This window comes from Streptomyces sp. NBC_00075 (assembly GCF_045041225.1).
Taxonomy (GTDB): domain Bacteria; phylum Actinomycetota; class Actinomycetes; order Streptomycetales; family Streptomycetaceae; genus Streptomyces; species Streptomyces adonidis.
This window is the reverse complement of sequence record NZ_CP108243.1, coordinates 9,112,708-9,133,441: the sequence shown is the minus strand read 5'-3', so window position 1 is coordinate 9,133,441 and position 20,734 is coordinate 9,112,708. Positions and strand designations below refer to the sequence as shown.

General features: G+C 69.0%; 14 protein-coding genes. 8 read left to right on the top strand and 6 right to left on the bottom strand.

Features of this window, described 5'->3' with window-relative positions; all coding sequences use genetic code 11:
* The first annotated feature begins 185 nt into the window (after positions 1 to 185).
* Both OG787_RS39990 and OG787_RS39985 read left to right on the top strand, forming a co-directional pair.
* Positions 186 to 1,118: a glycoside hydrolase family 113 gene (locus OG787_RS39990; protein WP_369036996.1), complete on the top strand. Its 933-nt coding sequence runs from the start codon at positions 186 to 188 to the stop codon at positions 1,116 to 1,118.
* Positions 1,115 to 2,509 carry an acyltransferase family protein gene (locus OG787_RS39985; protein WP_405538536.1) on the top strand — a complete coding sequence of 465 codons (1,395 nt, stop codon included), beginning with the start codon at positions 1,115 to 1,117 and terminating at the stop codon, positions 2,507 to 2,509. The genes OG787_RS39990 and OG787_RS39985 overlap by 4 nt, the downstream gene beginning before the upstream one ends.
* Before the next feature lie 14 nt (positions 2,510 to 2,523).
* On the opposite strand, the gene OG787_RS39980 is transcribed toward OG787_RS39985, so the two are convergent.
* Positions 2,524 to 3,981, bottom strand: a complete 1,458-nt coding sequence (locus tag OG787_RS39980) for a site-2 protease family protein (RefSeq protein ID WP_369036994.1) — start codon at positions 3,979 to 3,981, stop codon at positions 2,524 to 2,526.
* A gap of 178 nt (positions 3,982 to 4,159) precedes the next feature.
* Between OG787_RS39980 and OG787_RS39975 the strand changes: the two genes are divergently transcribed.
* Together OG787_RS39975 and OG787_RS39970 are read left to right on the top strand one after the other, a co-directional pair.
* Positions 4,160 to 5,038, top strand: a complete 879-nt coding sequence (locus OG787_RS39975) for a RecB family exonuclease (RefSeq protein ID WP_369036993.1) — start codon at positions 4,160 to 4,162, stop codon at positions 5,036 to 5,038.
* 105 nt (positions 5,039 to 5,143) lie between these two features.
* Positions 5,144 to 5,815, top strand: coding sequence for a response regulator transcription factor (locus OG787_RS39970; RefSeq protein WP_105974642.1), 672 nt, complete (start codon positions 5,144 to 5,146; stop codon positions 5,813 to 5,815).
* 82 nt (positions 5,816 to 5,897) lie between these two features.
* Here OG787_RS39970 and OG787_RS39965 read toward each other — a convergent pair whose 3' ends face one another.
* From OG787_RS39965 to metH, 4 genes are all read right to left on the bottom strand, one after another.
* On the bottom strand, positions 5,898 to 7,478 hold the full coding sequence (locus OG787_RS39965) for an ABC transporter substrate-binding protein (protein WP_369036992.1): 1,581 nt from the start codon (positions 7,476 to 7,478) through the stop codon (positions 5,898 to 5,900).
* A gap of 85 nt (positions 7,479 to 7,563) precedes the next feature.
* Positions 7,564 to 9,168 carry an ABC transporter substrate-binding protein gene (locus OG787_RS39960; protein WP_369036991.1) on the bottom strand — a complete coding sequence of 535 codons (1,605 nt, stop codon included), beginning with the start codon at positions 9,166 to 9,168 and terminating at the stop codon, positions 7,564 to 7,566.
* A 424-nt stretch (positions 9,169 to 9,592) separates the two neighbouring features.
* Positions 9,593 to 10,294: an HAD family hydrolase gene (locus OG787_RS39955; protein WP_369036990.1), complete on the bottom strand. Its 702-nt coding sequence runs from the start codon at positions 10,292 to 10,294 to the stop codon at positions 9,593 to 9,595.
* 127 nt (positions 10,295 to 10,421) lie between these two features.
* Entirely contained in the window at positions 10,422 to 13,955 is a 3,534-nt protein-coding gene (metH, locus tag OG787_RS39950) for a methionine synthase (RefSeq protein ID WP_405538535.1), read from the bottom strand.
* A 317-nt stretch (positions 13,956 to 14,272) separates the two neighbouring features.
* On the opposite strand from metH, the gene OG787_RS39945 reads away from it, so the two are divergent.
* The 4 genes from OG787_RS39945 to OG787_RS39930 all read left to right on the top strand — a co-directional run bounded on the left by OG787_RS39945 (position 14,273) and on the right by OG787_RS39930 (position 19,456).
* Positions 14,273 to 15,037 carry an IclR family transcriptional regulator gene (locus OG787_RS39945; RefSeq protein WP_369037848.1) on the top strand — a complete coding sequence of 255 codons (765 nt, stop codon included), beginning with the start codon at positions 14,273 to 14,275 and terminating at the stop codon, positions 15,035 to 15,037.
* 324 nt (positions 15,038 to 15,361) lie between these two features.
* A complete protein-coding gene (locus OG787_RS39940) occupies positions 15,362 to 16,162 on the top strand; it encodes an MIP/aquaporin family protein (RefSeq protein ID WP_405538533.1) in 801 nt (266 codons plus the stop codon).
* Positions 16,163 to 16,262: 100 nt separating this feature from the next.
* Positions 16,263 to 17,831, top strand: coding sequence for a glycerol kinase GlpK (gene glpK / locus OG787_RS39935; RefSeq protein ID WP_369037846.1), 1,569 nt, complete (start codon positions 16,263 to 16,265; stop codon positions 17,829 to 17,831).
* An 8-nt stretch (positions 17,832 to 17,839) separates the two neighbouring features.
* A complete protein-coding gene (locus OG787_RS39930) occupies positions 17,840 to 19,456 on the top strand; it encodes an FAD-dependent oxidoreductase (protein WP_405538531.1) in 1,617 nt (538 codons plus the stop codon).
* Positions 19,457 to 19,561: 105 nt separating this feature from the next.
* Here OG787_RS39930 and mtnK read toward each other — a convergent pair whose 3' ends face one another.
* Positions 19,562 to 20,731, bottom strand: coding sequence for an S-methyl-5-thioribose kinase (gene mtnK / locus OG787_RS39925; protein WP_405538529.1), 1,170 nt, complete (start codon positions 20,729 to 20,731; stop codon positions 19,562 to 19,564).
* Between the last annotated feature and the right edge of the window lie 3 nt (positions 20,732 to 20,734).

Sequence of the window (20,734 nt, the reverse complement as noted above, 5' to 3'; positions counted from 1 at the left end):
TGCGTGGCCTCGTCCTCCTCTCTGCCCTCGCTCTTCTGTTTGCGAGCGGGTGCGTCTCGCTGGGAGCCGGGGCTCCGGCGGCGACCACACCGTCCGCAAGTGCATCCGCATCCGCGTCCGAGAACCCGGCTCCGGCGCGGGTCGCCCGGCCCTGGCGGCGCGGGGATCCTCAGCTCGGTGCGCAGGTGCTCTGGTACACGTACCCCGGCGAGACGGACGCGTCCGTGCGGACCAACTCGCTGCGGCTGGTGAACTACATGGTCGGCAAGGACATGAACGCGGTCTCGGTGACCTTTCCGTTCGCGACCGCCGGGCCCACGGCGAGCCGGGTCGGTGCCTCGACCGAGACGCCTTCCGTACGGCATCTGGGGATGCTCCTGGACACCGCGGCGGCGGCCGGGCTGCGGATCACCGTGCGTCCGCTTCTCGACGAGCGGAGCCTGGTGGCCCGGGATCCCCTGGCCTGGCGCGGCTCGCTCGCCCCAGGCGACCGGGCGGCCTGGTTCCGGTCGTACGAGGCCTTCCTGGCGCCGTATCTCAGGCTCGCGGCCCGGCATCACGCGAGCACGTTCGTGGTCGGGGCGGAGCTGACGTCGCTGGAGGACGATCCGCGCTGGCGTTCGGTGGTCGCCGCCGCGCGGAAGTCGTTCGCCGGTGAGCTGTCCTACGACGCCAACTGGGACGACTACGTCTCCCGGCATGTCCCCGTCCCCGTCGAACACCTGGGCGTCGACGCCTACTTCCCCCTCCCCCGGCTCGGCGACGACGCCTCCGTCGCGGAGATCGCGGAGGGCTGGCAGCGCTGGCTGGACCGCAAGAGCACCGGGAAGCTGTCCCGGATCGTGCTGAGCGAGGTCGGCATCATCGCCGAGGACGGCGCCTATCGTCACCCGGCCGTCTGGAAGGGCGAGGGGAAGCTCAACCCGACGGTGCAGCAACGCTGGTTCGCGGCGGCCTGTCAGGTCGCCCGGGAGCGGGACATGGCCGGCCTGTACTGGTGGAACCTCGACTTCCACGCCGACCCCGCGGCGGGCGCCGACGCCGACGCCCGCGCCTCCTTCATCGGGCGCCCCGCCGAGGCCGTCGTCGCCTCCTGCTTCCGGACGTGGCCGCGATGAACGAAGAGCGCAGCTGGAACGAGTACGGTTCCCGGCCCCGCCCGGCGGCTGAAGGGACTCGTCCGTCCGAGCCGGCCTCGGGGCAGAGCGACGACACCGTGCGTCTCGGGGTGGCCCGGAGGCCCCGGAGCGTCGGGGTTGGACGGATCGCGGATCCGCATCCGATCGTCCGGCCGGAGCCCGCCGGCGCCGCGACACCGGACGCGGAGCGGGAACCGGTGGCATGGCCGGCGCCGGACGTCGAGGTGGGAGCGGTCGTGTTCGGGGAACCGTTCGGCAGTGCTCCCGCTGCGGCCGTCACCCGCTCCCCCGAGGTCGAGCCAAGGCCGGATTCCGGGCCGGAGATCAGCGGGAGGCGGTTCTCCGCTGTGGACGGTCTGCGGGGCGTCGCTGTGCTGGCCGTTCTGGTGCACGACACGGGTGTGGGCGGGCCGTATTTCTCCTGGGCCGGTGCGGGTGTCGATGTCCTGCTGGTGCTCGCGGGGTTCCTCGCCACCCTGCCCCTGCTCCGTCGGGCGACCGCCACCGGGAGGACCGGCGTGGTCGGCTTCCTGGGTCGTCGGGCGAAGCGGTTGGTTCCCGCGTTGGTGGTGTCGGTCGGCCTGACCCTCGCTGCTTACTGGGCGCTCGGACATGGCGGGTGGGCCGGGTGGCTGCGGGGGTGGCCGCTCGGTGTCGTCCCCGGGCCGGACGCGCCGCTCGCCCCGCTGTGGTTGGTGGACGTCACCGCGCGTTCCGTGGTGGCGTGGTCCCTGCTGCTGGCGGGGCTGTGTCTCCTGGCTCGGCGGCGGCTTGCCCCGGTGGCGCTGGTCTTCGCTCTGCTCGGCGGGGCGGTGACCGTCGCTGCGGCATGCGGGGTGCTGCCCGATCCGGGGGTCGTCTCGGGCGTACAGGCGGTCGCGCTGCCGGCCGGTGGTGTTGCCGCGTGCCTCGTTCATCTGGCCGAGCGTGGTGGCCGTGCGGTGTCCCGGCTGGACGCCGTGCTGCTGGTGGTGATCGGTTTCGCCGCTGCGGGGGGCTTGGCGGTGGCGGCCGTCCTGCGTGGCGGAGGGCAGGGTGACGGCTGGTTCATGGTCGCGGTCGTGATCGGGGCTGCTCTGCTGACGGCGGTGCTGTGCGGTGGCCGGGGGCCTTTGGTGCGGCTGTTGTCGGGCGATCTGGTCACGGAGGTCGGCCGGATGTCGTACAGCCTGTTTCTGCTGCATCTGCCCGTGTACTGGCTGCTGCTGCGCGGCCGGCCGGGGCTAGGTCCGCTCGCTCTGTTCCTGGTGGGGGGTGTGGTGACCTGGTTCCTGGCCCTGCTCGTCCACTACCTGCTCGTCGAGCGCTTGGCCGCCCGCCCCTGGCGTCGCGGGCCCCGGCGGGACGGGAGCCTGCGACACCGGCTTTAGGAGAGCCGTGCTCTCTAGTTCGGGCGGGCCATGGCCTTGACGAAGGCGCGTTCGACGTCGGCTGCCGACAGGACTCCGTAGATCTCGCCGGACTCCTCGACGACCAGGTACTCGGTGGCGGGGGTCGCGCGGAGGGCGTCGAGGAGTTCCTCGCCGGAGAGTTCTGCCGAGACGCGCATGCCGTCGGTGAGGTCCTGGGCCAGGCCGCTGACGGAGACCCAAGGGCGGCGGTGTTCGGGTACGCCGACGATCGCCGCCTCACGGACCAGGGAGAGGGGTTCTCCGTCGGGGTCTACGACGACCAGAGCGCGGGCGCCGGCGTCGTTGGCGCGGCGCAGGGCCTCGGAGAGGGGGGTGTTGGTCTCGACGGGGACCGCGCGGCGGGTGAGGTTGCGGGCGCGGAGTTCCGGGAGGTGTTCGCGCAGGCGGGCCATGCGGAGGCTGTTGCCGGCGCCGGTCCAGATGATCGCGGCGAGGATGGCGGCGAGCAGGGCGTCGGTGACGGTGTCCATGCCGACGCTGTCCTCGGCGCTGGAGCCGAGGGCGCCGGACTGGGTGAGCAGCGGGAGTCCGATGAGGACGGAGACGGCGAGGGCGCGGCCGACCCAGGCGGCGGCGATCGTACCGCTCATGGGTTTGCCGGTGATCTTCCAGACGACGGCGCGGAGCATCCGGCCGCCGTCGAGGGGCAGGCCCGGCAGGAGGTTGAAGGCGGCGACGATGAGGTTGGAGATCATCAGGCCGGCCAGCAGGACGCCGGGGACGGTGCCGGCTTCGACGGTCTGGAGGGCGAGGTAGAAGACGCCCGCGAGGATCAGGGAGAGGAGCGGGCCGACGAAGGCGAGGACGAACTCGCGGCCGGGGGTCTCGGACTCCTTCTCGATCTCGGAGACGCCGCCGAAGAACTGGAGCTGGATGCGGCGTACCGGGAGTTTGAAGCGGAGGGCGGCGACGGTGTGGGCGAGTTCGTGGACGAGGACGGAGGCGTAGAAGGCGACCGCGAAGAAGAGGGAGACGAGGTAGCGCAGGGCGCCGAGTTCGGGCAGTACGCGGTCGAGCTGGCCGCCGAAGACCCAGGTGATGAGGGCGGCGACCAGGAACCAGCTGGGGGCGACGTAGACGGGTACGCCGAAGGGGCGTCCCATGAGGAGTCCGCCGCCGGGTTCCTTCTTGGGCTTCTGGGGGGCGCGGGACTTGCCGAGGCGGGGGGTGGCGCGGGTGCGGCCCGTGGTGTCGGCGGGCGCGTCCGGCTCGGTGGGCTCCTCGGTCGGTTTCGCGGGTTCCGTGGGCTTGTCGTTCCGGTTGTCGTCCCGCTCGTTGTCCCGCTCGTTCAGGGCGGGCTCCGTCGTGGTGTCGGTGGTCGCGGGTTCGGGGTGTGCGGGGCCGGCGGTCGAGGCCGTACGCCCGGTGTGGCGATCGGTCGACTGGTCGTTGCCGGAGCGCGGCTGCCCGCTCCCGCCGCTCTCGTCCACTGTGTCCCCTTGTCGGATGCGTCTCCCTTTTCCGCTCCGGGGCGGAAGGGTCTCGGGTCGATGGTATGCGGCCGTCGCGACGTGTTCCGCCCCGGCACCCCCTGTGTTCGCCGGGGTGTCCCGTGTAGTCGTGGCGGCGGGTGGGTCACTGTCAGTGGCGGGCCGTAAGGTCGTCGTCATGGAAATCAGCACCGAGGGCGCCGCCGAGTCCGTCTCGCCGGTCGTGCTGCCCTCCGCGCCGTCTTCGCTGTCGCCCTCGCGGGCCAGTGACTTCATGCAGTGTCCGTTGCTGTACCGGTTCCGGGTGATCGACCGGTTGCCGGAGAAGCCGAGTGAGGCGGCGACGAGAGGCACGCTGGTGCACGCCGTTCTTGAGCGGCTGTTCGACGCACCGGCGGCGGAGCGGACCGCGCCGCGGGCGAAGTCGCTGATCCCGGGGCAGTGGGACCGGCTGCGGGAGTCGCGCCCTGAGGTGGTGGAGCTGTTCGCGGACGATCCGGACGGGGAGCGGCTGACGCGTTGGCTGGGCGAGGCGGAGCGGCTGGTGGAGCGCTGGTTCGGGCTGGAGGATCCGACCCGGCTGGAGCCCGCAGAGCGTGAGCTGTTCGTCGAGGCGGAGCTGGATTCGGGGCTGAAGCTGCGGGGGATCATCGACCGGGTCGATGTGGCGCCTACGGGTGAGGTGCGGATCGTCGACTACAAGACGGGGAAGGCGCCGCGTCCGGAGTATTCGGAGGGTGCGCTGTTCCAGATGAAGTTCTACGCGCTGGTTGTCTGGCGGTTGAAGAACGTGGTGCCCCGGCGGTTGCAACTGGTGTATCTCGGCAGTGGGGATGTGGTGACGTACGACCCCGTGGTGGCCGATCTTGAGCGGGTGGAGCGGAAGCTGCACGCGTTGTGGGAGGCGATTCGGGAGGCGACGGAGTCGGGGGTTTGGCGGGCTCGGCCGACGAAGCTGTGCGGTTGGTGTGATCACCAGGCCGTGTGTCCGGAGTTTGGGGGGACTCCCCCGCCTTATCCGTTGCCGGTGCGGGTGGCTCCGCCGGTTGCGCCGTAGTTGTCCGCGGGCCCGGTGGGGGCTTGTCGCGCAGTTCCCCGCGCCCCTTGCGGGGCGCTACGCGCCCGCAAGGCAGAATGGGAAGGCCTAGCGAAGGAGACTTACGTGGCCGTCCGCGTTCTACTGGTCGACGACCAGCCGCTGCTGCGTACCGGGTTCCGGATGATTCTGGAGGCCGAGCAGGACATCGCGGTCGTCGGCGAGGCCGGAGACGGTCTTCAGGCGATCGACCAGGTGCGGGCCCTCCAGCCCGATGTGGTGTTGATGGACATTCGCATGCCGCGGATGGATGGGGTCGAGGCGACTCGGCAGATCACGGGTCCTGGGCGGGACGGGCCGGCGAAGGTGCTGGTGCTGACGACCTTCGATCTCGACGAGTACGTGGTGGAGGCGCTGCGGGCCGGTGCCAGTGGCTTCCTCCTGAAGGACGCGCCGGCGAACGAGCTGGTGCAGGCGATCCGGGTGGTGGCGGCGGGTGAGGCGATGCTCGCGCCGAGCATCACGCGTCGGCTGCTCGACAAGTACGCGGGGCATCTGCCGTCGGGTGACGAGCCCGTGCCTGACACCCTGCACACGCTGACCGAGCGTGAGGTCGAGGTGCTCAAGCTGGTGGCGCGGGGGCTGTCGAACGCGGAGATCGCCGCCGATCTCTTCGTCAGCGAGACGACCGTGAAGACGCATGTCGGGCATGTGCTGACCAAGCTGGGGCTGCGCGACCGGGTGCAGGCCGCGGTGTACGCGTACGAGAGCGGGCTGGTGCGTCCCGGCGCGCAGTAGGCGGCAACCGCAGTGGTTGTACGACGACGGGGGCGCCCCTTCCGATTCAGGAAGGGGCGCCCCCGTCGTCGTATCGGCCGGGTCAGCCCTTGTTGATCTCCCAGAAGCGGAAGACGGTCGAGGCGTCGAGGCAGTACTCCAGGCCGTAGACGTTCTCGCGGGTGACGGCGTACTGCTTGGCCTGCCAGATCGGGATGACGGGGAGCTCCTGGGCGACGATGTCCTGGAGTTCGGCGAAGTCCGTGTCGGTCGCGGAGCGGTCGCTCTCGGCGGCGGTGCCGGGGATGAGCGTGCCGGTGATGGTGCTGTTGGTGTAGTTGTTGCCGAGGACGTTGCCCTCGCCGAAGAAGGGGGCGGTGAAGTTGTCGGCGTCGGGGTAGTCCGGCACCCAGCCCTTCACGTACACGCCGTACTTGCCGGCTTCGATGTCCTTCTCGTACTGCGCGAAGGGGACAGACTGGACGGTCGCCTCGAAGAGGCCGCTGGCGTTGAGCTGCTTGGCGATGGCCTTGAACTCGTCGTCGGTGGCGGGGCCGTAGCGGGACGGGGTCGACCAGAGGGTCAGCTTGACCTTCTCGGTGATGCCGTCCTCCTGGAGGGCCGCCTGGGCCTTGGCCTTGGAGGGGCGGGCGCCGTAGGTGTCGAAGAAGGCGGTGTTGTGACCGGCTATGCCGGCCGGGATGATCGAGTAGAGCGGGGTCGCGGTGTCCTCGTAGACCTCGTCGACCAGGGCCTCGCGGTCGAGGAGGTAGGCGATGGCCTTGCGTACGCCGAGCTTTCCGGCGACCGGGTCGTTCATGTTGAAGACGAGGTGCTGGACCTCGGCGCTGGTGCCCTCGACTATGTCGATGCCCTCGTCGCCGCTGTCCTTCTCGATGTCGGCGATGTCGCCGGCCTTGAGGCCTCGGTAGGCGATGTCGACCTTGCCGTCGAGGAGGGCGTCCTTCAGCTTGGTCTGGTCGCCGTGGAAGAACTTGAGGGTCACGCCGGAGTTCTTGACCTCGGCGGTGCCCTTGTAGTTCGGGTTGACGGAGAAGACCGCGCTGTCGTCGCCGAACGAGTCGAGCTTGTAGGGGCCGGAGCCGACGGCCTCGCCGTCCGTGCGCAGGCCGTCCTCGTCGTACTGGGTGTGGTCGACGATGGAGCCGGCGCCGGAGGCGATCTTGCTGGGGAAGGTGGCGTCGGGCACCTTGAGGTTGAAGACGACGGTCTTCTCGTCGGGGGTGTCCACCGAGTCGAGCATCGGGAACATGATCGCGGGGCCCGCGTCGTCGTTGATCTTCAGCATGCGGTCGAAGGAGAACTTGACGTCCTCCGAGGTGAGCGCGTCGCCGTTGCTGAACTTCAGGCCGTCGCGCAGGGTGCACTTGTACACCTTGGTCTGCGCGTCGCTGAAGGCGCACTCCTTGGCGGCCTCGGGCTGCGGCTCGGTGCCCCCGTTGGGGAAGCTGAGCAGCGACTGGAAAACGTTGTTGAACAACAGCCAGGAGCCGGGGTCGTAGCCGGAGGCGGGGTCGGTGGCCAGGACGTCGTCGGACATCCCCATCACCACGGTGGAGCCGTCGGCCCCCGAGTCGCCGTTCTCCGAGCCGCAGCCGGTCAGGAGGCCGGAGGCCAGCCCCGCCACGATGGGCAGGACGGGCCACTGGTTGCGCAAGTTCACGTCGATGTGCCTTGTCGTCGGGTCTTGGGAACCCGGGGCCGTCCCAGCCCCGGGTCGGGATTCATGCGTCGGACGGGTGTGCCGGTCAGTTGCTCACACCGCGGCCGAGCTCCCAAAGCTGAAGCGTCGAGGAGGAGTTGAGGGCCCACTCGGCGCCGGTGATGCCGTCGCGTGCGGCGATGTACTGGTTGCCCTGCCAGAGCGGCAGTACGGGTACGTCGTCGGCGACGATGTCCTGGATGTCCGTGAGGCTCGTGGAGGCGGTGAGGCGGTCGGCCTCACGGCGGGACTCCGGGATCAGGGTGGTGCGGATCCTGCTGTTGGCGTACGGCAGGTTGAGGAAGTTGTCCTTGTCGAGGAACGGGGCGAGGTAGTTGTCCGCGTCGGGGAAGTCCGGGAACCAGCCCATGCCGTAGACGTCGTAATCGAGTTCCTTCTCGGCCGGGCGGAAGGTGGCCCAGGGGGCGCCCTTGATGCTGACCTTGAAGAGTCCGCTGGCGTTGAGCTGCTTCTGAAGTTCCTCGAACTCCTGCTTGGTGGCCGAGCCGTAGTGGTCGGTCGTGTAGTGCAGGGTCAGTTTCACGGGGGTGGTGATCCCGGCGTTCTCCATCAGGGTTTTCGCCTTGATGTCGCTCGGCTCGCCGTACTTGTTGAAGAAGGAGTTCGAGTGGCCGGTGATGGTGGCCGGGACCAGCGAGTAGAGCGGCTGGGCCTCGTCGCCGTACACCTTGGAGACGAGTTCGGCGCGGTCGATGATCTGCGCCATCGCCTGGCGGACGGCTTTGGTCTTCACCGTCGGGGCGTCGGTGTTGAAGGCGAGGTAGCGGATTTCGAGGCCGGGCATCTGGACGAGGTCGATGTCGCCGGTCGAGTCGTCGTCGAGCTTTCTGATCTGCTCGGGGGACATCGTGCGGGTCATCAGATCGATGTCGCCCTTGGAGAGCGCGGTGCCCATCGCGGTGGCGTCGGCGAAGGAACGCAGTTCGACCTTGTCGTTCTTCGGCGTCAACTGCCCCTGGTAATTGGGGTTCTTGGTGAAGACGGCGTTGACGAGTTCGTCGTTCTTGACCTCGGAGTGGAGCGTGTACGGGCCGGAGCCGTCGACGTCGAAACCGTCGCGCAGTTTGTCCTTGTCGTAGTCGTCCGGGTTGACGATGCCCGCGACCGGGGTGGACAGCTTGAACGGGAAGGTGGCGTCGGCGGTCTTGAGGTGGAAGATGACCTCGCGGTCGCCCTGGGTCTCGACGGTGTCGATCGTGGACAGCAGGGCGAACACACCGCTGTCGGCCTGGATCCGCAGGGCCCGGTCGATCGAGAACTTCACGTCGGACGCGGTGACTTTGTCGCCGTTGGAGAACTTGAGGTTCTTGCGCAGGGTGCAGGCGTAGCGCTCGTTGCCGGTGTCGGTGAACCCGCACTTCTCGGCGGCCTCGGGCACCGGTTCGCCGTCGCCGCGCGGCTGGACCATGAGGGTCTGCACGGTCTGGCGCAGGATGTTCCAGGTGCCGACGTCGTAGGCGTAGGCCGGGTCGATCGGTGCCGGGGCTGCCTTCGTGGCGGTGAACCGGTCCGTGGTGCCGACGACGATCGCGTCGCCGCCGCTGCCTCCGCCATTGGCCGCGCCGCAGGCGGCGAGTACCGGAGCGAGCAGGCCGACAACGGCCGGCAGCACCAAAGTCTTGCGGTTCATGCTCGGGTTTCTCCAGGCTGTCGATCCCAGGGACCCGGCATGCGTGGGGTGGTGCGCGCGGGGTTTCGGGATTACGGCGATGTTCTCGCAACGAGGTTAGTCCGGACCGTGGAGGGGCCCGCAGGCAGCCGGAGTTGGGGGCTGATCACGCTGTGGAGCCGGGTGTGGACGCACCGGAAAACCGGCGGCGGAAGGATTCCGTGCAGGCTCCCCCCAATCGGGACACAAGGACGTGCCCTGAGCCCCGAAAAGGAGTGCGTGTACACAGCATGTGTGCACTGTCGAGCCCTTGCCGGGTGGCGAACCTCACACGCTTTTACGCGTTGCGTGCATAGACGAATTCCGCCGGGTAATTCTCATGTGATGGCCCGCATGTTCATCCGGGCGCTTTCCCGTATTCGATCAGGCACGCTCGGTAGACGGGTCAGCGCATTTCCGTCATCAGGCCGTGCAGAAAGGGCAGGTCGACTTCTTCCAGGGAGGTCACGATCGTGCGGCGCGCGCCGGGGGCGATGGGCGCGACCGACGGAACGGCCACGACATGGCAGCCGGCGGCCTCGGCGGCGGCGACCCCGGTCGCCGTGTCCTCGACGACGGCGCATCTCGCCGGTTCGGCGCCGAGTCCGGCGGCGGCGATCAGATAGGGGTCGGGAAACGGCTTCGTACGCTCCACCTCGTCGCCTGCGATGCTCAGGGCGAAGTGCTGGGGGCCCAGGGAGGCCAGGACGCGGTCGATGATGCGGCGGTGGGAGGCGGAGACGAGGGCGGTCGGGATCTCGTGCGCGGAGAGTTCGGCGAGGAGGCGTGCGGCGCCCGGCATCAGGGGCAGGGCGCGGCCGATACGGTCCTCGAAACCGTCGTTGAGCAGGACCGACAGTTCGGCGAAGGTGATGTCGGCGCCGGTGGCCTCAAGGAGGAACCCGGCGCTGCGGGTCATCGGGCCGCCGACCACGACGTGCCGCCAGGAGTCGTCGAGGGTGTGGCCCAGGCCGGCGAAGATCTCGACCTCGACGTCCCACCAGAAGCCCTCGGTGTCCACCAGGGTGCCGTCCATGTCGAGGAGTACGGCCTGGAGTGCTGAGCCTTCGGCCGTACGGGTTCCGAGCGCGGGGACCGTGCTGGTCATCCTGGCGCACCTCCTTGAGGGACGATCAGGCCGGTTGCCCCTGAGTGCACAGAGGGCAACCGGCCTGCGATGGACCGACCAGTGTACGACTTATCCGATCAGCGCGCGTTAAAGAGCGCCGACGGGCTCAGCGTGCGTTGAAGTACTTCGCCTCGGGATGGTGGATGACGATGGCGTCGGTGGACTGCTCGGGGTGGAGCTGGAACTCCTCGGAGAGGTGGACGCCGATGCGCTCGGGCTGGAGGAGGTCGGCGATCTTGGCGCGGTCCTCCAGGTCGGGGCAGGCGCCGTAGCCGAGGGAGAAGCGGGCGCCCCGGTACTTGAGGGCGAACATGTCCTCGACGTCGGCCGGGTCCTCGCCGGCGAAGCCCAGTTCGGAGCGGACGCGGGCGTGCCAGTACTCGGCGAGGGCCTCGGCCAGCTGGACGGACAGGCCGTGCAGTTCGAGGTAGTCGCGGTAGGAGTTCGACTCGAAGAGCTTGGCGGTCTCCTCGCCGATCCGGGAGCCGACGGTGACGACCTGGAGGCCGACGACGTCGATCTCGCCGGACTCCTCCGGGCGGAAGAAGTCGGCCAGGCAGAGCCGGCGGCCACGGCGCTGGCGCGGGAACGTGAAGCGCGTACGTTCGTTGCCCCGGTCGTCGAGGATGATCAGGTCGTCGTCCTTGGAGACGCACGGGAAGTAGCCGTAGACGACGGCCGCCTCCAGCAGGGACTCCGTCTGGAGCTTGTCCAGGAGGCCGCGCAGCCGGGGGCGGCCCTCGGTCTCGGCCAGCTCCTCGTAGGTCGGCCCGTCGCCGGTGCGGGCCTGCTTGAGGCCCCACTGGCCCTTGAAGAGGGCGCCCTCGTCGAGCCAGCTCGCGTACTCCTTGAGCTGGATGCCCTTGATGACGCGGGTGCCCTGGAAGGGCGGGGTGGGGATCGGGTTGTCGACGGCGACGTCGGAGCGGACGTGGCCCTCTTCCGGGCGTTCCTCGGCCTGTACGGCGGCGGTGGCGCGGACGCGGCGCTGCTTGAGCTCGGGCAGCTTGGCGCCGGGCACGCCCCGCTTGACGCCGATCAGCGCGTCCATGAGGCGCAGGCCCTCGAAGGCGTCGCGGGCGTAGCGGACCTCGCCCTCGTAGATCTCGTGGAGGTCCTGTTCGACGTACGCCCTGGTCAGGGCGGCGCCGCCGAGGATGACCGGGTAGTCGGCGGCCAGCTTGCGCTGGTTGAGCTCCTGGAGGTTCTCCTTCATGATCACGGTCGACTTCACGAGGAGCCCTGACATGCCGATGACGTCGGCCCGGTGCTCCTGCGCGGCTTCGAGGATCGCGGAGACCGGCTGCTTGATGCCGATGTTGACGACGGTGTAGCCGTTGTTGGTGAGGATGATGTCGACGAGGTTCTTGCCGATGTCGTGGACGTCGCCGCGGACGGTGGCGAGGACGATCGTGCCCTTGCCCTCGTCGTCGGTCTTCTCCATGTGCGGTTCGAGGAAGGCGACGGCCGTCTTCATGACCTCGGCGGACTGGAGGACGAACGGCAGCTGCATCTGGCCGGAGCCGAAGAGTTCGCCGACGACCTTCATGCCCTCCAGGAGGGTGTCGTTGACGATGTCGAGGGCGGGGCGGGTCTCGAGGGCCTCGTCGAGGTCGGCCTCCAGGCCGTTCTTCTCGCCGTCGATGATGCGGCGCTGGAGCCGCTCGTCCAGCGGCAGGGCGGCGAGTTCCTCGGCCTTGCCCGCCTTGAGGGACTTGGTGGTGGCGCCCTCGAACAGGGCCATCAGCTTCTGGAGGGGGTCGTAGGCTGGTTTGTCGCCCTGCTGGGCGGAGCGCCGGTCGTAGACCAGGTCGAGGGCCGTCTGCACCTCCTCCTCGCTGAAGCGGGCGATGGGGAGGATCTTCGACGCGTGCACGATCGCCGAGTCGAGGCCGGCCTTGACGCATTCGTCGAGGAAGACCGAGTTCAGCAGCATGCGGGCGGCCGGGTTGAGGCCGAAGGAGATGTTGGACAGGCCCAGCGTTGTCTGGACGTCCGGGTGGCGGCGCTTCAGCTCGCGGATCGCCTCGATCGTGGCGATGCCGTCCTTGCGGGACTCCTCCTGACCGGTACAGATGGTGAAGGTCAGGGTGTCGATGAGGATGTCCGACTCGTGGATGCCCCAGTTGCCGGTGAGGTCGTCGATCAGCCGTTCGGCGATGGCGACCTTGTGCTCCGGGGTACGGGCCTGGCCCTCCTCGTCGATGGTCAGCGCGATCAGCGCGGCGCCGTGCTCCTGGGCCAGCTTGGTGACCTTGGCGAAGCGGGACTCGGGGCCGTCGCCGTCCTCGTAGTTGACGGAGTTGATGACCGCGCGTCCACCGAGCTTCTCCAGGCCCGCCTTGATGACGTCGACCTCGGTGGAGTCCAGGACGATCGGCAGGGTGGAGGCGGTGGCGAAGCGGCCCGCCAGCTCCTCCATGTCGGCGACGCCGTCGCGACCCACGTAGTCCACACAGAGGTCGAGCATGTGCGCGCCCTCGCGGATCTGCTCGCGGGCCATCTCGACGCAGTCGTCCCAGCGGGCGTCCAGCATGGCCTCGCGGAACTTCTTGGAACCGTTGGCGTTGGTGCGCTCGCCGATCGCCATGTAGGCGGTGTCCTGGCGGAACGGGACGGTCTGGTAGAGGGAGGCGGCGCCGGGTTCGGGGCGCGGGTCGCGCGCGGCGGGCGTGGCGCCCCGCACGCGCTCCACGAGCTGCCGCAGGTGCTCCGGGGTGGTTCCGCAGCAGCCGCCGACCAGATTCAGGCCGTAGTCCCGTACGAAGGCGTCCTGGGCGTCTGCCAGGCCCTCGGGGTCGAGCGGGAAGTGGGCGCCGTCCTTGGTGAGGATCGGCAGACCGGCGTTGGGCATGCAGAGCAGCGGAGTGCGGGAGTGGCGGGAGAGATAGCGCAGGTGCTCGCTCATCTCGGCCGGGCCGGTCGAGCAGTTCAGGCCGATCATGTCGATGCCGAGCGGTTCGAGCGCGGTCAGCGCGGCGCCGATCTCCGAGCCGAGCAGCATCGTGCCGGTCGTCTCGAAGGCCATCGAGACCAGCAGGGGTACGTCGAGGCCGGTGGCCTCCATGGCGCGGCGGGCGCCCAGGATCGACGACTTCGTCTGGAGGAGGTCCTGGGTGGTCTCCACGATCAGGGCGTCGGCGCCGCCGGCGAGCAGGCCCTCGGCGTTCGCCTGGAAGCCGTCACGGAGGGTGACGTAGTCGATGTGGCCGAGGGACGGCAGCTTGGTGCCGGGGCCGATCGAGCCGAGGACCCAGCGCTGGCGGCCGTCGCGGGCGCCGAAGTCGTCGGCGGTCTCGCGCGCGATACGGGCACCGGACTCGGACAGTTCGTACACGCGGTCGGCGATGTCGTACTCGGACGCCGCCGTGTGGTTGGCGCCGAAGGTGTTCGTCTCGACGCAGTCGACGCCCACGGCGAAGTACGCCTCGTGGACGGAGCGGACGATGTCGGGGCGGGTGACGTTCAGGATCTCGTTGCAGCCTTCGAGATTCTCGAAGTCCTCCAACGTCGGGTCCTGTGCCTGGAGCATGGTGCCCATCGCACCGTCGGCTACCACCACTCGGGTGGCGAGTGCGTCCCGGAGGGCGGACACACGGGTCCTGTTGTCGGTGGAAGGGGCGGACGACGAGGCGGCCATGTAAGGGCTCCCTGGAGTGCGACGGCTGTCGGCTTTGCGTCTTCCCCGGGAAGACGCACGCGGCCAGGGTAGCCCGGTGCGGGGCCGTATGGTCAGGGCGTCCACGGGACGGACGTACGTGGCGCGCGTGTCGTGGCCGGAACCGACGGCCGTGTGCGGGCCGTATACGAGACATCCACCCGGATGTACGCGGATGTAACAGGTGACGACCAGCCATTGGCAGTCGGTCGACATGGACCGGTAGTGTTCGACATTGCCGAACGGCGGCAGCGAGCGCCGGTGTGCCGGCGGTCGAAGGGGACGGAGGCAGAACGGCGATGGCACGGAACATCCAGTCGCTCGAACGGGCGGCGGCGATGCTGCGGCTCCTCGCGGGCGGCGAGCGTCGGCTCGGCCTCTCGGACATCGCCTCGTCCCTCGGGCTCGCCAAGGGCACCGCCCACGGCATCCTGCGCACCCTCCAGCAGGAGGGCTTCGTCGAACAGGAGGCCGCGTCCGGGCGCTATCAGCTGGGCGCCGAACTGCTGCGCCTGGGGACCACCTATCTGGACGTCCACGAGCTGCGCGCGCGTGCCCTGGTGTGGACCGACGACCTGGCCCGTTCCAGCGGCGAGAGCGTCCACCTGGGCGTGCTGCACCAGCACGGCGTGCTGATCGTGCACCACGTCTTCCGCCCCGACGACAGCCGGCAGGTGCTGGAGGTCGGGGCCATGCAGCCGCTGCACTCCACGGCCCTGGGCAAGGTCCTGTCGGCCTTCGACCCGGTCGCGCACAGCGAGGTCCTGGAGGCCGAGCGCAAGTCGTTCACCGACCGGACGATCAGCGACCTGGAGGGCTTCGAGGGCGTCCTGGACCTCACCCGCGCGCGCGGGTACGCAGCCGACGTCGAGGAGACCTGGGAGGGCGTCGCGTCCATCGCCGCCCCCATCCACGACCGGCGGCGGATGCCGGTCGGCGCGGTCGCCGTCACCGGGGCCGTGGAACGGCTCCGCAGGGAGGGCGAGCTGCGCCCGGAACTGATCGCGGCGGTGCGGGACTGCGCCCGCGCGGTGTCCCGGGACCTGGGCGCCGGGCGGTTCTGAACCTTCGTACAAAATCTGAACTTTCCTACGAAAACGGCTGGGACATCTTGGATGTTCCGGCCTTTTTCGTTGCCCTGGGCGGGCTCGGCGTGTGCGCGGAGTGTGCGGGTGGACGCGGGTCGCGACCGGCTCAAGATCGATAGCTCACAGCAATCAATAACGATCGTGTTTTCGATAACAGAGCCCTTGACGCGCCCGTAACCCCGGAGCAAGACTCCCGTCCATCGGTCGACATTGTCGAACACCGACCGGCAATAGGCGTTAGAGTGTGACAACGCCAAGGGCCGGCAGTTCCCCCCTGGACGAAGGACAAAGGAGTCGCGGGTGTCCAGCTCCGACATCTTCATCGGCGAGACCATCGGTACCGCCGTACTCATTCTGCTCGGCGGCGGCGTCTGTGCCGCCGTCACGCTGAAGGCCTCCAAGGCCCGCAACGCCGGCTGGCTCGCCATCACCTTCGGGTGGGGTTTCGCCGTACTGACGGCCGTCTACACCTCGGCGCCCCTCTCCGGCGCCCACCTCAACCCGGCCGTGACTCTCGCGCTCGCGCTCAAGAAGAACGGCATCGAGTGGAGCGACGTCCCGATCTACTGGGGCGGGCAGCTGCTCGGCGCCATGATCGGTGCCGCCCTGGTCTGGGTCGCCTACTACGGTCAGTTCCACGTGCACCTCACCGACAGAGAGATCGTCGGCGGTCCGGGCGCACAGGCCACGAAGACCAAGGCCGTCGAGGCGCAGGAGAAGGGCGCGGGCCCCGTGCTCGGCATCTTCTCCACCGGTCCCGAGATCCGTGTCGCATGGCAGAACATCGCCACCGAGGTCATCGGCACCGTCGTACTGGTGCTCGCCGTCCTCACGCAGGGTCTCAACGGCGACGGCAAGGGTCTCGGCACCCTCGGCGCGCTGATCACCGCCCTCGTGGTCGTCTCCATCGGGCTCTCGCTCGGTGGCCCCACCGGCTACGCGATCAACCCGGCCCGTGACCTCGGTCCGCGCATCGTGCACGCCTTGCTGCCCCTGCCCAACAAGGGCGGCTCCGACTGGTCCTACGCCTGGATCCCGGTGGTCGGTCCGCTGATCGGCGGCGCCATCGCTGCGGGCATCTACAACGTCGCCTTTGCTTAGAGCAGCCGACACAGCCTTGAGCAGCTAGAGCAGTCTTGAGCGGCAACGCCGTAAGACAGCCACTTACCGACGGAACCCACGGACCTTTCAGGAGCACACAGTGACCGACGCGCACACCGCCGCAACGCATTCCCACGGCGCAGGGCCGTTCATTGCCGCGATCGACCAGGGCACCACCTCCAGCCGCTGCATCGTCTTCGACCGGGACGGCCGGATCGTCTCCGTCGACCAGAAGGAACACGAGCAGATCTTCCCGAAGCCGGGCTGGGTGGAGCACAACGCCACCGAGATCTGGACGAACGTCGAGGAGGTCGTCGCCGGAGCCATCTCGAAGGCCGGCATCACCCGCGACGACATCAAGGCCATCGGCATCACCAACCAGCGCGAGACGACGCTGCTGTGGGACAAGAACACCGGTGAGCCCGTCCACAACGCCATCGTCTGGCAGGACACCCGCACCGACACGCTCTGCAAGGAGCTGGGCCGCAATGTCGGGCAGGATCGTTTCCGCCGCGAGACCGGCCTGCCGCTTGCCTCCTACTTCGCCGGCCCCAAGGCCCGCTGGCTGCTCGACAACGTCGAGGGCCTGCGCGAGCGCGCCGAGGCCGGGGACATCCTCTTCGGCACCATGGACTCCTGGGTCATCTGGAACCTGACGGGCGGTGTCAACGGCGGTCACCACGTCACCGACGTCACCAACGCCTCCCGCACCCTCCTGATGAACCTGCACACCCTGGAGTGGGACCCGAAGATCGCCGAGTCGATCGGCGTCCCGCTGTCGATGCTCCCGGAGATCCGCTCCTCCGCCGAGGTCTACGGCGAGGTCACCGGCGGCAAGCTGGGCGACCTGCTCGGCGGCATCCCGGTCGCCTCGGCGCTCGGCGACCAGCAGGCGGCCCTGTTCGGCCAGACCTGTTTCGCCGAGGGTGAGGCCAAGTCGACGTACGGCACCGGCACGTTCATGCTGATGAACACCGGCGACAAGATCATCAACTCGTACTCCGGCCTGCTCACCACGGTCGGCTACCGCATCGGCGACGATGCCCCGGTCTATGCCCTGGAGGGCTCGATCGCGGTCACCGGTTCGCTGGTGCAGTGGATGCGCGACCAGATGGGCCTCATCTCCACCGCCGCCGAGATCGAGACGCTCGCGTCGTCGGTCGAGGACAACGGCGGCGCCTACTTCGTGCCGGCCTTCTCCGGCCTCTTCGCCCCGTACTGGCGCTCCGACGCCCGCGGTGTGATCGCCGGCCTGACCCGGTACGTCACCAAGGCGCACCTCGCGCGCGCCGTCCTGGAGGCCACCGCCTGGCAGACCCGTGAGATCACGGACGCCATGACCAAGGACTCCGGCGTCGAGCTGGCGGCCCTCAAGGTCGACGGCGGCATGACCTCCAACAACCTGCTGATGCAGACCCTCTCGGACTTCCTGGACGCCCCCGTGGTCCGTCCCATGGTCGCCGAGACGACCTGCCTCGGTGCCGCCTACGCCGCCGGTCTCGCCGTCGGCTTCTGGACCAGCACCGACGACCTGCGCGCCAACTGGCGCCGGGCCGCCGAGTGGACCCCCAACATGGACGCGGAGAAGCGCGACCGTGAGTACAAGAGCTGGCTCAAGGCCGTCGAGCGGTCCATGGGCTGGCTCGAAGACAGCTCTGTCGAGGAGTAAGAAACAACATGACCAGCCAGTCCACCCTGAAGTCCGTGCCTGCCCTCGGTACGCACCCGGCCTCCGGCACGAACCCGAGCCGCGCCGAGACCCGGGAGCAGCTCTCCAAGGCGACGTACGACCTTCTCGTGATCGGCGGTGGCATCCTCGGCATCTCGACTGCCTGGCATGCCGCGCAGTCCGGGCTGCGGGTGGCTCTGGTCGACGCCGGCGACTTCGCCGGCGCCACCTCCTCCGCCTCCTCCAAGCTGCTCCACGGCGGTCTGCGCTACTTGCAGACCGGCGCGGTGCGGCTGGTGGCGGAGAACCACTTCGAGCGCCGTGCGGTGTCCAAGCAGGTGGCCCCCCACCTGGCGAACCCGCTCACGTTCTACCTCCCCGTGTACAAGGGCGGGCCACACGGCGCGGCGAAGCTCGGGGCGGGCGTCTTCGCCTACTCCATGCTGTCGGCGTTCGGTGACGGCGTCGGGCATCTGCTGTCGCCGGCCAAGGCCGCGCAGGACGTGCCCGAGCTGCGCACCGAGAACCTCAAGGCCGTGGCCGTGTACGGCGACGGTCAGATGAACGACGCGCGCATGGCGCTGATGACGGTCCGAGCGGCCGTCGAGGCAGGCGCGGTCGTCCTCAACCACGCCGAGGTGTCCGGGCTGCGCTTCACCAACGGCCGGGTCACCGGTGCCGATCTGCGCGACCGGCTCTCCGGTGACGAGTTCGGCGTCAACGCCCGGCTGGTGCTCAACGCGACCGGCCCCTGGGTCGACCACCTGCGCAGGATGGAGGACGCGGGCGCGGCGCCGTCCATCCGGCTGTCGAAGGGCGCGCACCTGGTCCTGAAGCGGACGTCTCCGTGGAAGGCCGCGCTGGCGACCCCGATCGACAAGTACCGGATCACCTTCGCCCTGCCCTGGGAGGACATGCTCCTGCTCGGTACGACCGACGAGGAGTTCGAGGGCGACCCGGCGGATGTCGCGGTCACCGAGAAGGACACGGCGCAGATCCTCGACGAGGCCGCGTTCTCCGTACGCGACCAGCAGCTGTCCCGTGACCTGATCACGTACTCCTTCGCGGGCCTGCGCGTGCTGCCGGGTGGCCCCGGTGACACGGCGAAGGCCAAGCGGGAGACCGTCGTGACCGAGGGCAGGGGCGGGATGCTGTCCGTCTCGGGCGGCAAGTGGACGACGTTCCGGCACATCGGCCGTACGGTCATGCAGAAGCTGGAGACACTGCCGGGCGCTCCGCTGGGTGACGCGTTCGAGCCGATCTCGGAGCTGCCGAAGCGGATGCCGCTGCCGGGGGTCGCGAACCCGCGTGCGGTTGCTCATCGGCTGTTGGTGGACGGGCCTGCGCCCGGTCCGCGGATGGCCGCGGACACGGCGCGGCATCTTGCCACGCACTATGGGTCGTTGGCGTTCGACATTGCTCGTCTCGCCAATGAGAACCCCGAGTTGGGTGAGCGGGTGCATGCGGATGCGCCGGAGATCTGGGCTCAGGTTGTTTATGCGCGGGACAATGAGTGGGCGGAGACGGTTGACGACGTGCTGCGCCGTCGGACCACCTTGACGATTCGGGGGCTTGCTACGGACGAGGTTCGGGGCAAGGTGCAGGACTTGCTGAACAAGAAGTAGGCGGTACGGCGTTGAAGGGGCGGCTCCTTGTTGAAGGAGCCGCCCCTTTGCGTTTGTGGTTTGGCTGCGGGTGAGTGGGGGCTTGTCGCGCAGTTCCCCGCGCCCCTAGGTGGGCTCCCGCAGCGCCCGTATATCGCTCGGGCTGCTCAACTCTCCCCTACGCACGATCAGTTCGCGTCCCAGTAGCAGTGCTCGTCGGGATGCTGGGACCGGGTCCGGCAATGTCGTCAGGTCTGTCAGGTGGGCGAAGCCGATGATTCTGCGGATGATTTCTGTGCCTGCGTAGCCCACTGACTCTGTCCAGATCCTGCGGAGGAAGCGGTCCAGGTAGGCGTCGTCGAAGAACGTGTCGACCCTCGTGGGCCACAGGCGGCGGAACTCCGTCTCGAACGCGGTCCAGGACAGGGCGAGTTGGTCGGCGTGGTCGCTCAGGGAGCCCAGGGCCCGTGCCCGTTCCTCCGAGACCAATACGTTGGCCCAGTAGAGGCCTAGGTCGTAGCCGATCGGGCCTACGAAGGAGAACTCGGGGTCGAAGACCCGTACCACCGGGGCGCCTTCGCGTTCGCCGACCATGACGCTGCCAGTGTGGAGGTCGCCGTGGAGGAGGGCCTGGGCGCTCGTCATGAAGGTGTGGCGGAGGTCGGCGACCTCGGTGCGGAGCGTCGCGTCCGCGCGGAACTCTGTCGCCAGGTCGGTCAGGTCCTCGTGCCAGTGGTTGTGTTCGTGCTCGATGTACGGCTCGGAGAGGACCACGTCCTCGGTGATCTTGCAGAGTTCCGGGCTCACCGAGGCGGCGAGGAGTGCCTTGCGGTCGGCCGACTTCATGCCGAAGTCGCTTGTCGCGAACGTCAGTTGGGCCACGAACTCGCCGATGCGGGCGGAGGTGTGCGGGCCGTACGACGCGCCCTCGTTGAGGAGGGTGCGCAGGACCTCCAGGTCGGACATGTCCTCCATGACGAGGGCGTAGTTCTCGGGGTCGTAGCCGTGGATCGCCGGGATCTTGTCCGGCGCCACTTTCGCGACCTGTTCGTACGCTCTCGCCTCGGCGTCCGCTCGCTCCGGGCTCATCGGCCAGGACGGGCCCGCCACCCGGACCCAGGGCAGGGCCTGCTTGACGGCCAGGCTGCGGGTGCCGTCGGCGGACCTCGCCAGGAAGACGCGGTTCATGTTGCCGTCGGAGACCTCGCGGACCTGGATGTCCGCCGGGTCGGGCCAGTGCCCGCGCTCGTTCAGGTACGCGGGGATGTCGGCCGGCTCCAGGATGCGGTAGCCCATCGT

What these genes read in the sequence shown, in the direction of transcription:
- OG787_RS39985 (WP_405538536.1), top strand. Translation starts at nt 1,115, where the DNA reads ATGAACGAAGAGCGCAGCTGGAACGAGTACGGTTCCCGGCCCCGCCCG.
- OG787_RS39975 (WP_369036993.1), top strand. Translation starts at nt 4,160, where the DNA reads ATGGAAATCAGCACCGAGGGCGCCGCCGAGTCCGTCTCGCCGGTCGTG.
- OG787_RS39960 (WP_369036991.1), bottom strand. Translation starts at nt 9,168, where the DNA reads ATGAACCGCAAGACTTTGGTGCTGCCGGCCGTTGTCGGCCTGCTCGCT.
- OG787_RS39955 (WP_369036990.1), bottom strand. Translation starts at nt 10,294, where the DNA reads ATGACCAGCACGGTCCCCGCGCTCGGAACCCGTACGGCCGAAGGCTCA.
- metH (WP_405538535.1), bottom strand. Translation starts at nt 13,955, where the DNA reads ATGGCCGCCTCGTCGTCCGCCCCTTCCACCGACAACAGGACCCGTGTG.
- OG787_RS39945 (WP_369037848.1), top strand. Translation starts at nt 14,273, where the DNA reads ATGGCACGGAACATCCAGTCGCTCGAACGGGCGGCGGCGATGCTGCGG.
- OG787_RS39930 (WP_405538531.1), top strand. Translation starts at nt 17,840, where the DNA reads ATGACCAGCCAGTCCACCCTGAAGTCCGTGCCTGCCCTCGGTACGCAC.
- mtnK (WP_405538529.1), bottom strand. Translation starts at nt 20,731, where the DNA reads ATGGGCTACCGCATCCTGGAGCCGGCCGACATCCCCGCGTACCTGAAC.